The organism is Clostridium tepidiprofundi DSM 19306 (assembly GCF_001594005.1).
GTDB classification, from domain to species: Bacteria; Bacillota; Clostridia; order Clostridiales; family Clostridiaceae; genus Clostridium_AC; species Clostridium_AC tepidiprofundi.
Map to the genome: position 1 here is coordinate 34057 of NZ_LTBA01000002.1, position 14801 is coordinate 48857.

General features: G+C 29.4%; 12 protein-coding genes and 1 riboswitch. Of the genes, 2 read left to right on the forward strand and 10 right to left on the reverse strand.

The features are described from left to right. Nucleotides 1-119: 119 nt before the first annotated feature. The 8 genes from CLTEP_RS02230 to CLTEP_RS02265 form a co-directional block, all read right to left on the reverse strand. Nucleotides 120-869, reverse strand: a complete 750-nt coding sequence (locus tag CLTEP_RS02230) for an ABC transporter ATP-binding protein (protein WP_066822001.1) — start codon at nt 867-869, stop codon at nt 120-122. Between the two features lie 248 nt (nt 870-1117). Further along, nucleotides 1118-2083, reverse strand: coding sequence for a FecCD family ABC transporter permease (locus CLTEP_RS02235; protein ID WP_161938340.1), 966 nt, complete (start codon nt 2081-2083; stop codon nt 1118-1120). 558 nt (nt 2084-2641) lie between these two features. Further along, nucleotides 2642-2828: riboswitch (cobalamin riboswitch) on the reverse strand. Nucleotides 2829-3018: 190 nt separating this feature from the next. Beyond that, nucleotides 3019-3429, reverse strand: a complete 411-nt coding sequence (locus tag CLTEP_RS02240; RefSeq protein ID WP_066822007.1) for an arsenate reductase ArsC — start codon at nt 3427-3429, stop codon at nt 3019-3021. 206 nt (nt 3430-3635) lie between these two features. Further along, nucleotides 3636-4487, reverse strand: coding sequence for an MBL fold metallo-hydrolase (locus tag CLTEP_RS02245; RefSeq protein ID WP_066822010.1), 852 nt, complete (start codon nt 4485-4487; stop codon nt 3636-3638). Beyond that, nucleotides 4456-5172, reverse strand: coding sequence for a zinc dependent phospholipase C family protein (locus CLTEP_RS02250; protein WP_066822012.1), 717 nt, complete (start codon nt 5170-5172; stop codon nt 4456-4458). Before CLTEP_RS02250 ends, CLTEP_RS02245 begins: the two co-directional genes overlap by 32 nt. A gap of 226 nt (nt 5173-5398) precedes the next feature. Continuing rightward, on the reverse strand, nt 5399-6007 hold the full coding sequence (locus tag CLTEP_RS14605; protein WP_066822014.1) for a hypothetical protein: 609 nt from the start codon (nt 6005-6007) through the stop codon (nt 5399-5401). A gap of 434 nt (nt 6008-6441) precedes the next feature. Then, nucleotides 6442-7116, reverse strand: coding sequence for an HAD family hydrolase (locus tag CLTEP_RS02260; protein WP_161938341.1), 675 nt, complete (start codon nt 7114-7116; stop codon nt 6442-6444). 129 nt (nt 7117-7245) lie between these two features. Beyond that, nucleotides 7246-8586 carry an MATE family efflux transporter gene (locus CLTEP_RS02265; protein ID WP_066822016.1) on the reverse strand — a complete coding sequence of 447 codons (1341 nt, stop codon included), beginning with the start codon at nt 8584-8586 and terminating at the stop codon, nt 7246-7248. Between the two features lie 509 nt (nt 8587-9095). On the opposite strand from CLTEP_RS02265, the gene hflK reads away from it, so the two are divergent. Further along, nucleotides 9096-10124: an FtsH protease activity modulator HflK gene (gene hflK / locus CLTEP_RS02270; RefSeq protein ID WP_161938342.1), complete on the forward strand. Its 1029-nt coding sequence runs from the start codon at nt 9096-9098 to the stop codon at nt 10122-10124. A 1-nt stretch (nt 10125) separates the two neighbouring features. Then, the gene (gene hflC / locus CLTEP_RS02275) at nt 10126-11187 is read left to right on the forward strand and encodes a protease modulator HflC (protein ID WP_084364558.1); all 1062 of its coding nucleotides are present in this window, start codon (nt 10126-10128) and stop codon (nt 11185-11187) included. A 594-nt stretch (nt 11188-11781) separates the two neighbouring features. On the opposite strand, the gene CLTEP_RS02280 is transcribed toward hflC, so the two are convergent. Both CLTEP_RS02280 and CLTEP_RS02285 read right to left on the reverse strand, forming a co-directional pair. Next, nucleotides 11782-13455, reverse strand: coding sequence for a methyl-accepting chemotaxis protein (locus tag CLTEP_RS02280; RefSeq protein WP_066822018.1), 1674 nt, complete (start codon nt 13453-13455; stop codon nt 11782-11784). 104 nt (nt 13456-13559) lie between these two features. Next, a complete protein-coding gene (locus CLTEP_RS02285; protein ID WP_066822020.1) occupies nt 13560-14636 on the reverse strand; it encodes a M24 family metallopeptidase in 1077 nt (358 codons plus the stop codon). Between the last annotated feature and the right edge of the window lie 165 nt (nt 14637-14801).

The window sequence follows — 14801 nt, forward strand, 5'->3', positions numbered from 1 at the left end:
TTTAATATATATGCTAAAAATCTAAATTACGAATTGAAAATTTTGTAATTCGTACTATAATACTTATACTACATACTAAACTATAAACTAGTAAATTTCACTCCCCTTTCAGTCCATAATCAATTTATTTCCAATGCATTTCCTATAAATCTCCCCTTTACATTAAAAACATCATAAAGAACTTCTTCATTTAATACATCTTTGCTTGTCCCAAAATCATATACATTTCCATCTTTCAGAATTAAAATTTCATCACAAAATTTTCTAGCTAAAGCCAAATCATGCATTATAAATAGAACTGTTTTGTTCTCTTTAATTACCTTATCCTTTAAAATCTTTATAAACTTTATCTGGTAATATATATCTGCATTGCTTATACCTTCATCTATCAATATTAAATCAGTATTTTGACACATAGTTTTTGCAAATAACACTCTTTGCTTTTCTCCACCACTAAGTTCATTTACCTTTTTTTGTCTCATATCATACAAATTCGCCTCTTTAAGAGATTTTTCGACAAGTATGATATCTTCACTATTTAATTTTCCCTCACTAAAAGGATATCTTCCCATAGCGACTACTTGTTCAATAGTATATGGAAATTTCAACTCAAAACTTTGAGACATAAAACTAATTTCCCTTGCTAAATTTTTTATGCTATATTTTTTATTATCTTTACCATTGATGTATACCTTTCCAGTTTCAATCTTTATAAGTTTTGTGATTGCAGAAAGCAATGTACTTTTTCCAACTCCATTGGGTCCAATAATACCATACATTTTCCCTTTTTTAAATTCTGCATTAATGCATTTCAATATGTCCCTTTTACCATATTTAACAGTTAAATTATCAATCATAATACCCTTCATAATACTAATCCCCACATACATATAAGATTTATCGCATACATATAAGATTTATCGCATACATATAATATTTATCACATACATATAATATTTATTAATTCTATAAGACTCCCACTCATATAAGTATAAGTGAAATATTGAAGCCTTTTGCTTCAGATGTAGTAGAGTCTCTACCTGAAGTTCTGATGTTTTGCTTTAGCAAAACGAGTTCATTACTATTTATCAAATCACATTTATAAAATTAAAAAAACTTATTCTACTCTTTTAGTCATAAATATGTAACAGAAAAATGGCCCCCCAATAAGAGTAGTTAAAACGCCTACTGGAAGTTCATGTGCAAGTGCACTCCTTGTTATCGTATCTGCTGCAAGAAGTAATGAAGCTCCCATCAATGTACTTATAGGAATAATTTTTCTGTTATCAGCTCCTACCATGAGCCTAGTTAAGTGAGGTACTACCAATCCAACAAATCCAATTATTCCACATAGTGATACACAAAATGCTGTCATAACAGTACATACAACAAGTAATGTTTTATAAATTCTATCGTAATTCACTCCGACTAAAAGAGATTCTCTTCTACCCATAGTCATAATATTTAATTCTTTAGAATAATACATACATATCGCTATACCAAATAAAATCACGATTCCTAATGATAAAACCTGTTTCATGCTTTTCGATGCTAAATTACCCATCAACCAAAATATCATGGCAGTAGCATTTTCATCGGCTAATGCTTTTAAAAAACTCACACCTGCTGAACATACAGAACCAACAATTATACCTGCCAGCACCAAACTAGAAGTTGTCAAATATCCCTTGCTTTTTGCCATCCAAATTACAATTATTAACACCATTAATGAAAACAATATTGCCATAGGTTGAGTTGGAATATTTATATCATAAGTAATATTTATATATATTGCTAAACATGCTCCGAATGCAGCTCCTGATGAAATACCAAGTGTATAAGAATCTGCAAGTGGATTATTCAAAAGACACTGCAAAACCACCCCACTTACAGAAAGAGCCATACCAACAATAATAGCTAAAATTATTCTCGGTAGTCTTACCTTGAACAATATAGTTGAACCCAACTCTTTATCAATAGTAAGCAAATTAACTTTACCACAAGCTAATGCTGCTATAAACATTAACACCAATACTAAAATCATTAAAATTACTACTAAAGTAATTTTATGGGGACGGTTCATTAGTTTTACCTCCTTAGCTCCAGCTATTTTGTGGGGACGGTTCATTACTTTTACGTCTTTAGTTTCAGCTAGACAATCTAGTGCAGACTTTTTTAATTACAAATCAATTAAGAAAAAAATGTATTTGTAAATAAGCTACTTAACTTTATTTACTTAGAAAAATCTGCACTAGTTCTCTATTTATTTGGGACAGTTCATTATTTTCACTACTTTTATTATTTATCGTTTCTCCAAGACTCCCTCTTCTATAAGCGAGAGATTGAAGCTTTTTAGTTCAGGTGGAATAAAGTCTCCGCCTAAAGTACCGATGTTTTGCTTTAGCAAAACGAGTTCACTCGATATTTATTCTCTCATTTAAAAATTCAGATAAACTAAAAGTACAGGCTATAAAACAACTAAACTAAAAAGATAAAAAAGTGAACTGTCCCTTAGCCTTAACCCGCTAGGCTATACCCATGCTGCGTACACTCACTCAAAAAAAATTCTCGACATAAGCCGAGAATTTATCTTCTATAGTTAACCAACACTATTTTGGATAAGCATTTCCCTCCGAAAGCTTACGTCAAACGTTTTTAGGCAGGTCTCCTGACTTATGATTTATCCTCACCTTTCCCTTCCCAAAATGCTAATAGCATTTCAGTGGTTAATGAAGGTTCGTAATCAAATACAGTAGCGGGGGCTGTTGTGGATTCTAACCACATTCCCTTTTCACCTACAGCTAGGCACCTAAAATCGTAAATATTAAATTTTAACACTAATTTTAGCAAACTTAGTACAAGCTAAGTATATACTAGTATATTTATGCTGTCAATGTAATTTATAGTGCCAATGTAAAATTTAAAACTAAAAACATGGGACGGTTCATTATTTACTAGCTTCAATTTATTAGGACAAACTAATAAATTGAAGTAAAACAAATGAACCGTCCCCTAAATTTAATTCAACAATAGTTCTCCATTTTTTACACGTTCAATTAATTCTTCTACTTTTCTCTTAATTACATCTCTTGTTTTCCTAAAATCATCTATAGAACCGCCTGAAGGATCGACAAGTCCCCAATCCTCTTTATGTTTGTTAGGCACAAAAGGACATGTTACATTGCACCCCATCGTAATCAATATATCTAACACTTCCGGAATATCCGAAATTAATTTTGGTTTATGCTCACTCATATCTACTCCAACTTCTTCCATAACCTGTACTGCAAGTGGCTTAACTTCTGGATATTTTTCAGTTCCAGCTGAATAGACTTCAAAAATATCACCACCTAATTTCTTTGCCCAACCCTCAGCCATTTGGCTCCTACAAGAATTATGAACACATACGAATGCAACCTTATATTTCATCTTTGTCATTCCTTTCATTTTGATTCTATGTTATCCCAACCCAGCATCTTGTTTTATCGATTTTACTAAACTAATAAGCAAACTAAAATCAAGCTAAAAAAAGTAACTATTCACTAACTAAAAAAATTATACATAATTGGACAAGCCAAGGCAACAAGTAAAACAAATGAACCGTCCCTATATTTTTTTCGTCCCTATTTTCGTCCCTATATTTTTTTCAAAAAATATCTTTCTTTATCTCTTTTAATATAACCAAGTCCCGGAAAATCAAAATGATAGGCAAAAGTCAACATATTGTTGTCAACTATCATACTCATAATCTTTTTCCTTGTTTCTATTGCTTTTTTTACATCTTCATCATAATTCATATAACATTCTGGATTTTCAATATATATTGGGTGGGAAATATTATCTGTTACACAGAATAAACTTTCACCATTAGATGAAATTTGGACTGCTAATAGTCCTGGTGTATGCCCAGGTGTCAATAACAGCTTTATACCTGGATAGATTTCCTCATCCTTATCGATAATACACAATTTATCTTTCAAAGACATAATATATTTTTCAATAAAATTGGCATAACAATTATCTGATAGCATATCATCTGAAGTGCAGTAATCAAGTTCCTTTCGAGATATAATATACTTTGCATTAGGAAAATTTGGTTTACATTCAGCATCAACATTACCACCACAGTGATCTTCATGAGCGTGCGATAATATCACAATATCTATGTCTTCTGGATTTATGCCGTTTTGTTTGAGATTTTCAACCAAATTACCTGATGTTTGAACATAATCTTTTCCGAATCCTGTATCAATAATTATTTTATGTTCTCCTGTATCAACATATAAACACAAAAACGAAATTTCAGTAACATACTTACCTATACCATATTGGCATATAGCTTTTTCAATTTCACATTCTGATAATCCTGTAAATAAATCCTTGGTTGGAAAAGTTGCATATCCATCGTTAACAATAATACATGTAAAATCTCCCACTTTAAAATGATAAGCAGTCTCATTCTTTGTGCCAAATAAATCTTTTTTCATACAGTCCTCCTATCTTTTCTTTTATATCTTTATCAATTATTTCCGTTGTACGGGAAACAAAATTGTCCATCTCTTCTTCGGTTAAATAAACAAAATTTTCTTTTGTTTCATCATTGTCTCCTAAATAAAATTGAGTTATATACTTTACTTGTCTTTCAAAAGCTCCTCTTGGAAAATAATCGAGATAGTCTGGTATTTCTTTTATATCTTTAAATAGTGTGTAAAATATACTATTTTTATGTTTACTTAAAAATAAATAATCAAGTCCATACCAATCTTTTTTAATAGTCCAAATAAATTTTGTATCTCTACTCAGTCCTTGCTTATATAAATCTTCTTTTTTCTTTAACTCATATAATTTTGACCATTCTATATCAGCCATCAAATGTATATAATATCCAATTAGAAAAGACACCCTATCATTGTTACCTTTTGTGCTTCTTTCTATGTTTACTTCGAAATTCTGATATTTTAAATACTCGTCCCAAAACTTGTAAGCATTAATAGTCCCATCATCTTCTATCCAATGAGTAATCTTTTTGGGTGGATTAAAGTTACTCCAATCCTCATTTGGCACCCCAGAATCTGGAGCAATATTTCCTACTATAAAAGGAATCTTTTCAAAATTATATCCCTTATTTAATATATTTTCTGCTATTCTCAAATGAGCAATCCAAGTCGCCATATTATTTTCCCCACTTTCTCCCCTAAAATCAAAGTATATTTTCTGTAAAATATTAAATCATAGTCGTTTCCCAGTGAACTCGTTTTGCTAACGCAAAACATCCGTACTTCAATCTCCTACTTATAGAAGTGGGAGTCTTGTAGAATCAATAAAATATCCTTTATAATATGTTTAAACATTACCTCTGAAAAATTATTCTCTGAGGAAACTCTTTATAACTTCATAATTATGGATATATATCCATACTCTTACTCTTCTTGTTTTTATTATCATTAGGCATCGAAATTCTAATACTTTCAATCTTATTATTTCTATTTAATTCACATCTTAGAAAAAATATGCCTTTGCTAGATTTAAGTACAAATCCACTCGCTTTATATTGATTTTTAATTTCCATAGTGTATCCCTGAGTAATAATATCATAATCTTTTCCTATAAACTCTTCAACTTTTTTATTGTTATTTAATATATACAATATTTCATTCTTTATCCTTTCAGATTCTTTAAGTTCATTATATTTAATTATTTCGTTTCCAGCTATACATGCAATAACTATCAATGCAAAAATCCAACCCGCAATACTCCATTTTTTCTGTGTTTTATGAAGTTCTTCAACATCATACCATTCATTGTTTCTCCATGCCAATTCATTTCCTTTAAACCCCAAATAAAATGGCATTATAAAATTTAAAATCGGTAGTAATGACAATAATGCAATATAAGATTTATTGAATATTCCCCATATCCAAGTCAACCAAAATGCACCCCAATTCCATTTGTTAACGTTAGCTGGTACTTCTGCAAACTTGCCATGCCCCGATGTATTATTTTCCATTATACCCCACCCCCTTTTGGAACAATTATATTACCATCCAATTTCATTTATTACATTTTACCATTACGCATATTGCCTCTCTTAAACAATTATTTGGTTCTTTCCGCACAACATGTTAGCTATGTTTGTAAATTCACCATTACATCTTAAACAATTATATGTTTCTTTACATACTTAATTGAATTTATTTTGCTTTGTCGTATAAAATTAAACCGTTACTTAAATGATTCTCAACTAACTTTGGTAAGAACCAATTATATTTCTATTTAATTACCTTTATATTTCTTAGTTAGCACATCCTTTATCATATTCTTATAATATTTCAACTGCAACTTGTTTGCTATATCAATATAGAATTCACATAAGAAATACTTCTTCCTTTAACATACATATTGTTGGGCATACATCATTAATATTAAGCATCGTCATTAATATTAAGCAACATCAAATTTGTCATCCAATAAATCCAATACTGCTTTCAGTGTATACTCCTTTCTATCAAGATAAAATCCTTTCATACCTAACTTCTCAGCAGCCTGTACATTCTCAATTTTATCGTCAATAAAAATACATTCTTCAAATTTACATCCTAATTTGTCGACTGCTGAAAAATATATAGTTTCATCTGGTTTTTCTACTCCTTCATACGCTGATATTATTATATTGTCAAAATATTTTCTAATCCCTAAAGTATCAAACGCCCAATCCAAACTTGGTAATGCATTTGAAATTATACCTAATTTATAATTATCTTTTAATGTTTCTAACACCTCTATAACTTTTGGATAAATAACATACTCATACGTGTCAAATGTTAACATAAACAATTTATCTGCTAAATAATCATTTTTTTCATCGACACATTTTGCTATAGCATTGTAATGCCCTATTAACCAATTTTTCTCATCCTTCCAATTATAAATCCGTGCTTCGTTACTAAAATATTTTTCATCAAATTCATTTCCTGCCATAATAGCATTATTTATACTATCAATGTTATATCCCATTGATAACAATAGCTCTTTAACTATATCATTTCTTCTTCGCTTAATATACAAAAGCACTCCACCTGCATCAAATATAATTGTTGATATTTTGCTTATACTCACTTTTATCAACCATCCTTTTATATTTTAACTTTGTAAAATTATATATATTGCTTATATAATCTATTAGTAAGTTTTACTAAACTTTTTGACATAAAAATCACTGAAAGCTAGTGATAACAACAAAACTTATTAGTAAGCTTTACTAAACTTCCTTCTATACATTATAAAAATGAGCGAACCATCAAATGTCCATTGAATCGCCGTAATCCACCAAACATATGTTACTGGTGATTTATGCAAATAAATGAAATAATACATAAGAGGTAATCTAATAACCCAATTAGATATAAACGCAACTAAGAAAGGTCTTCTAGTATCTCCTGAACCTTTAAGTGCTCCTCCAACCACCATTGATATTGCAGTAGGTATTTGTTCTAATGAAGCAATCATTAAACATGAAGCTCCTAATTTAATTACCTGTATTTCATCCTCTTTTATAAATAGACTGATTAAAAAATTAGGAAATAGTACAAATAAGACTGCACATACTGCCATTATAGACATACCTAGAAATATACATGTATCACCATATTCCTTTGCCTTTTTGTAATCCTTTTCACCTATCTTATGACCAACTAAAGTAGTTGCTGCAACAGCAAATCCCCAACCTGGCATAAATGATAATGATTCTATTGTTGTTGTTATTTGGTTTGCTGAAAATGCAATATCCCCAAGAGTCATAATCATAACCATATTAATCAATCTACATATACTAAATGCAGACTCCTGTAACCCTGATGGTATAGATAATGTTAAAAGTTCCTTTAGCTCTTTTATATTAAACTTTTTAATATATTTAATTCTCGGCTTAATTTTACATCTTTTAAAAACATAAATAAATATAAATAAAAACCCTATAAAATTTGCAGTAGATGTAGCTATTGCAGCTCCTTTTGTTCCTAACTTAGGTAATCCAAAATGTCCAAAAATAAGTAACCAATCTAATGTAATATTTATTAAATTTATTATAAAAGAAGCAATAAGAGGTGTTTTCGTATTTCCTGTTCCCCTTAATACAGCATTTAATACAGTAGTCAGCATACTAAAAAATATTCCTATTGAACAAATTTTCATATATATTACCCCAAGAGATAATATGCTATTATCTGCCTTAGCTACTACCAATATCTCTTTAGAAAATATAAAAAATATTGCAGACAATACCAATGCAATACCAATTGAAATTACTAAACTCAAAGTTGCATATTCTTCTGCACCATCATATTCTTTTGCTCCTACCCTTCTCGCTACTAAAGAAGTTACTCCAACAGCTATACTGGTTGAAATGAGAATATTAACAAAAGTGTATATTATTTCTGAACTTAATCCCACTGCAGAAACTGCCAATTTACCCCCATATTTCCCAAGCATCATGGTATCAAAAACCCATATCATCATATACAAAATCATCTCTCCCACTGCAGGGAGAGCTAATGTCAACACATCTTTTACGTTTTCTCTATTAATCATATTTCACCTCATATTTTTACTATTCTTTTGTGTTAATGTTTGCCAATTAATCTTATAAAAATGAACCGTCCCTTATTTCTTCTCTACTTCTTTACTCTAATTCTACATTTAGTTATAATTTCCTCTTTATTTTAAACAAGCATATCAAAAGCATATAAAAAATATCACATATAAAAAATATCACAGCACAGTATATCAGTATCACAGTATATCAGTATCAGTATATCATATCAAAAATATCACATTATTTCAGCATTCATTATCTCAGCAATCATATCAGTAATTAAGTACTAACTTTGTGATTAATGTGATTAATGAGTAATAACTGAGTAATTATATTAGTAATTATTAGCATTTTTAAGTAAACCAAAGATATTCAATGCTAATTTGGTCGTAATACATAATATTAAATAATGTATATTAAAATATATATTGCGTTATTAAATACTATATTATATAATAATATCAACAAGTTAATTAAATCAAATTTTAGTAGGAGAGGTGTTATAATGAAAAGTACAAATTTTCTAGGGAGTACCGGGTTGAATAATCCACTTAAAACAAAACTGCCAAAAACAAAACTACCAAGAACAAACACAAAATCGATTATATCTGTTTTTTCTATGATTATAATCGCTATATTCCTTTTATCGGGAATTTATACCATTAAAACTGGAGAAGAAGCAGTAATACTTCGATTTGGTAAACATGTATCTTCTAATTCAAATGCTGGATTAAAATGGCATATTCCAATTATTGATAAGGTATACAAGGCTAATATGAATGAGGTACACAGATTAGAATTTGGATTTAGGACTTTATCAGAAGGAAGCACAAGAAAAACTCCAAGATATACATCAAACACTAAAGAGAGCCTTATGCTTACAGGTGATGAAAATCTAGTAAATGCAGAAACTATAATACAATATAAAATAAAAGATGCAAAAAATTACTTCTTTAAAGTTGATGATCCAGTAGATACATTAAAGATAATATCTGAATCAATTATAAGAAGATCCATTGCTAGTCACACTCTTGATGATGTATTGACAGATAATAAGCTTGCAATTCAGCAGGAAATTAAAGATGACCTTCAAAAATTAGTTGATAAATATAAACTTGGCATAGCAATAACAGCAATACAACTTCAAGATGTAAATCCACCACAAGAAGTAGATGCTGCTTTTAAAGATGTTGCAAGTGCAAGAGAAGATAAAAACAGTTATATCAATGAAGCAAACAGCTATAAAAATGAAGTTATACCAAAAGCTCGTGGTAACGCAGCTGAAATGGTTAATAAAGCTAAAGCATATAAAACCCAGAGGATCGAAGAAGCAAAAGGTGATGTAGCAAATTTCGTTCAAATACTTGAAAAATATAAAGATGGTAAAACAGTAACTAAAACACGTATGTATTTAGAAGTTTTAGAAGAAATACTACCAAATATGGATAAATATATATTGAGCGAAGATGGCAATACATTAAATATTTTAAATCTAAATAACAAATTGAACTTATCGAGCAAGGAGGACAAGTAATATGGATAATAATAATTCGAATATTACTTTCAATATTACAAATCAATCACAAATTGATAAATCGAATAATACAATGAATAATTTTAAAAATACCCAAACAAGTCCAAACAGCAATAGCAATAAAGAAATAAAAGCGTTTAAAAAAACAATTATTGGTATCGTTATACTTCTAGCAACACTTATATTTATTCCATCATTTACATTTACAGTTAGCGAAACTGAACAAGCTGTTGTAACAAGATTTGGTGAAGTTACAAAAATAATAGTAGATGAAAAAACTCATGATATAGAATCAACTGTAAAAAGAACCAAATTTAAAAATGTAAAAATACTTGAAGGAAAAGGCTTGTTTTTTAAAGTACCTTTCTTGGACAATGTAAAAAAATACGATAATAGATTGCTTACCTATGATACCGATCCTAGAGAAGTAATCACAAAAGACAAGAAAAAGCTTATTTTAGATAATAATGCTCAATGGATAATAGAAAACCCTCTTTTGTTTCACACAGCAATGAGAAATGAACAAACTGCTCATACACGACTTGATGATATTATGTTTTCAAAAATGAATGAAAAAATTGGACAAACAGAAGCACATATGCTTATCTCTGATAAAGCATACACAAATGAAATGCTTGACACAATAATAAAAGAAGTAAATAAATCTGTTAAAGATTATGGTATTAAAGTTATTGATATTAGAATAAAAAGAACCGATCTACCATCAGAAAACAGTAAAAATATATTTAATAGGATGAAAACTGAAAGAGAACAGAAAGCTAAGCAATATAGATCCGAAGGTCTAGAAGAAGCTCAAAAAATAAAATCTGAAGCTGATAAACAAGCAAAAATAATTGAAGCAAAAGCCTACGCTGAAGCTGAAAAAATAAAAGGTGAAGGCGATGCTGAAGCTACAAGAATTTATAATGAGGCCTACAATAAAGATCCTGAATTCTATGAATTCTATAAAACATTGCAAACTTACAAAAAAACATTGAAAAACAACACCAAAATCATAATAGATTCAAATTCACCATTTGCTAAATACCTACTCGGTAAGTAAACTCACTAGAGCAGCAGTAATAATAGCAAGTAAGTTTGATTTGCTAAATACCTACTCAGTAAGTAAACCATTCTTATCGGTGGTAAAATGAATAAAATAATAGTATTTGTTAAACACTTGCTCAATAAGTAAACTCCTTTTTAATGAAAGTTTTGTTTATACAATTTTGTTCAACAAGCATATTACAAAATAATAGAACTAGACAATAGTAACTTCCCCCTTGCTACTACTGTCTAGTTCTATTACTATATTGCAAACGAGCAAAAATTATCACAATAACTTACAAATAACTTACTTCAATTCGTAATATGCAATATTTATATTTAATGTACATATATTTTGCATCAATGTTCACTGTGAAAATCTCTACATGCTGCATTTTTTCATTGTACTATATATGATAAATAGCTATGATAAACATATATTATAAATACTTTAAATGAGCAAAAATCATTACAATAAGTTACAAATGACTTGACAACTCAATTTGTAATACTGAATTTTACTGTTTTCCTGTACTAGACTATGCTTGAGAATCGCACTAAAATATTTACAGGCTCAAAATTTATTTACATACAATTAATTTCCAAATAATCAATATTTAAATTGTCCTATTAAATCTGAAAGATTTTTACTTGCATGTTTAAGAGCAATTGTAATATTATTTATCTCTCTAACAGAAACATTAAACTTATCTGAAAATGCAGCAAACTCTTCCGTTGATGCAGCTGTTTCTTCTGATACAGCTGAAATATTCTCAATAGTTTCAATGATATTATTTTTATTCTTATCAACAATTGTTACTTTATCTGTCACATCATCAATCTTATCAATAATACGTCCTAATGAATCTGTAATAACTTCAAAGTCTTGTTTAGTTACCTCAACAGCTTTTGATTGTTCTTTAGTAAGCTTCATTATTTTTTCCATAAGTATCTTTGTGTTTTTAACATCTTCCTGAATCACTGAAATCAATTCAGCTATCTGACTAATAGATTGTTCAGACTGATCAGCCAAATTACTTACTTCATTTGCCACTATAGCAAAACCTCTACCGTGTTCACCTGCTCTTGCAGCTTCAATAGAAGCATTTAGTGCCAACATATTAGTCTGATTTGCAATATTTGTAATAACCTCAGTAATTGTACTTATATTAAGTGTATTCTCATAAAGTTTTTCAATGGCTTGATAAATATCTGTTGCAGCTGCAAAGTTTTCTTGATTATGTTTATATAACATATCCATATTATTTTTATTGTTTTCATTTAATGTCCTAATCTTCTCGGAATATTCTTTCATGTTTTGCGATAAATTTCTAATTGAATTAATTTCATTACCTAAATCTATAATATTTTCAGCAGTTGCAGAAACATCCTGTGCTTGTTCATTAGAGCCAACAGCAATTTCATTAGTTGCAACCGAAAGCTTATTCGAAGTAACTGCAACTTCATTAGTTGAAGAAACAAGCACATCTATGGATTCAAATATTTCTTTCGAACTTGAATCTATAGTAGCTACCATTTCTCGTATATCCTTTAAGAATGCATTGAAGTTTTGTGCAAGAACACCAATTTCATCATTGCTCTTAATATCAATTTCTTTGGTCAAATCTCCGCTACCAGACGCAATCTCGCCAAGTTTTTCAGTTATCTTTTTAATTGGAATGACTATTGTCTTCTTAGCTATTCCAATTCCAATAAATAAAATAATTATTCCTATCATAAGATATACGTATAGCATAATCTTAAATCTTGAAATTTTATTATCATATTGTTTTTGGTACATCAAAACAATAGTATTAAACATACCTTTTAATTCTAAAGCATTATTATAAATATATTCCACATTCGTATCTACATCAACATTATTTATTACATTATCAACACTAGTTTCATACTTTTCTATATTTTGTTGAATTCTTTTCAGCTCCGTTACAATAGTCATATTTTTGTTTTCTGAGATATTTAAACTATCATCTCCACTTATAAGAGCACTGTTAATTTTTTTAAACATAGCCAGCTCTTTTGTGAGAGTATTTTTAATATCTTTAATATCCGAACTAATATTCCCATTACTTGCATCTTTATACAGCAAAGAATAGTTACTTAAAAGCATTGTCCTCATTCTTTGACTACCTGATAAATTAATAGCTACCCCATCATCGTTTAAAGAATTAAATGTATATAAAAGTTGACACATAGTAACAATGAAAACTGAAAAAACCAAGAAAAGTAACATTGCAATCTTCTTATTAATTGAATTTAACATATATACATCCACCACCCAAGCCTTAATTTTTCTCAATTTTTATCAAACTAGACATATGAAAGAAAGTAACATACTGACTAGTTATTTTATTGAAGATGCCTTAATTACTCAATTACAGTTAATTCTTTATTATACTTATTTAATACTTCACAGCCATCATCAGTTACTAGAACTAAATCTTCTATTCTAACACCAACTTCTCCAGGTATATATATGCCTGGCTCAACAGAAAATATCATTCCTTGCTCAACAGTTTTAGTATTTGCCGAAGAAACATCCCCAAATTCATGACATTCAATTCCTATAGAATGTCCAGTCCTATGAGTAAAGTACTTTCCATATCCAGCATTTTCAATATACTCTCTAGCAGCAGCATCAATATCGCAGAATCTTACTCCTGGTTTTACAATACTGATAGCTCTTTTATTTGCTTCTAAGACAGTATTGTACACTTCTCTGGATTTATCCGAAACAGATTTATAAAATACAGTTCTAGTCATATCTGAACAGTATGAATTTTTTCTGCATCCAATATCTATAATTATACTATCTCCCTCTTTAACTACTGAATTGTCTGATTCATGATGAGGATCTGCCCCATTTGCTCCATATGCTATTATTGGATCAAAAGAATATCCTTCTGCTCCTAATTCCTCATATACACCCAATAAAATCTGTCCCATTTTCTTTTCAGTGTATTTTTGAGGAATCAAATCGATAATTTTGCCCATTGCAGTATCATTAACTCTAGATGCTTCCTTCATTAATTCTCTCTCTTCACTATCCTTACACATTCTGACTCTATCTATTATTTCAGAAGCATTAACAAATGTACTTCCACCTTTTAGTTCCATAAGTCTTAGCAGAAAACGTGCTGGCCAATTTTTATCGATTCCCATTGACTTTCCCTTATTTACATATCTTGAAACTATTTCCACAGCATCTTGTGTATCATCAAACCATATTTTTTCAACACCTAAGTCCTCATGTACAGGGAACAATTCATTTATAAATAATTTATGTTCTCCATATGATGTAATATAAAGTGCCAACATCCTTTCCCCTGAATGAATCCACTTTCCAGTAAGATAAAATATCGCCGATGGATCAGAAATCAACATTTGAGGTATATTCTTTCTTTCCATCTCTTTTAATACTTTATTTAATCTTTGTCTATTCATAAAATAAGTCACTCCTTCTTGGGGACAGTTCATTACTTTTATTAGCAATACTTGTCCATATGTGTTTAAAATCAATATATCTTCAGCTTCTTCAGCTATCTATTCTTATTCTATTCTGCACGCTTATATTATTTCCTCTTTATTTTTAAAATAATTTTTAGATAC

Coding starts and splice junctions, on each gene's coding strand:
- CLTEP_RS02230 (WP_066822001.1), bottom strand. CDS start 869: ATGAAGGGTATTATGATTGATAATTTAACTGTTAAATATGGTAAAAGG.
- CLTEP_RS02235 (WP_161938340.1), bottom strand. CDS start 2,083: ATGAACCGTCCCCATAAAATTACTTTAGTAGTAATTTTAATGATTTTA.
- CLTEP_RS02240 (WP_066822007.1), bottom strand. CDS start 3,429: ATGAAATATAAGGTTGCATTCGTATGTGTTCATAATTCTTGTAGGAGC.
- CLTEP_RS02245 (WP_066822010.1), bottom strand. CDS start 4,487: ATGAAAAAAGATTTATTTGGCACAAAGAATGAGACTGCTTATCATTTT.
- CLTEP_RS02250 (WP_066822012.1), bottom strand. CDS start 5,172: ATGGCGACTTGGATTGCTCATTTGAGAATAGCAGAAAATATATTAAAT.
- CLTEP_RS14605 (WP_066822014.1), bottom strand. CDS start 6,007: ATGGAAAATAATACATCGGGGCATGGCAAGTTTGCAGAAGTACCAGCT.
- CLTEP_RS02265 (WP_066822016.1), bottom strand. CDS start 8,586: ATGATTAATAGAGAAAACGTAAAAGATGTGTTGACATTAGCTCTCCCT.
- hflK (WP_161938342.1), top strand. CDS start 9,096: ATGAAAAGTACAAATTTTCTAGGGAGTACCGGGTTGAATAATCCACTT.
- hflC (WP_084364558.1), top strand. CDS start 10,126: ATGGATAATAATAATTCGAATATTACTTTCAATATTACAAATCAATCA.
- CLTEP_RS02280 (WP_066822018.1), bottom strand. CDS start 13,455: ATGTTAAATTCAATTAATAAGAAGATTGCAATGTTACTTTTCTTGGTT.
- CLTEP_RS02285 (WP_066822020.1), bottom strand. CDS start 14,636: ATGAATAGACAAAGATTAAATAAAGTATTAAAAGAGATGGAAAGAAAG.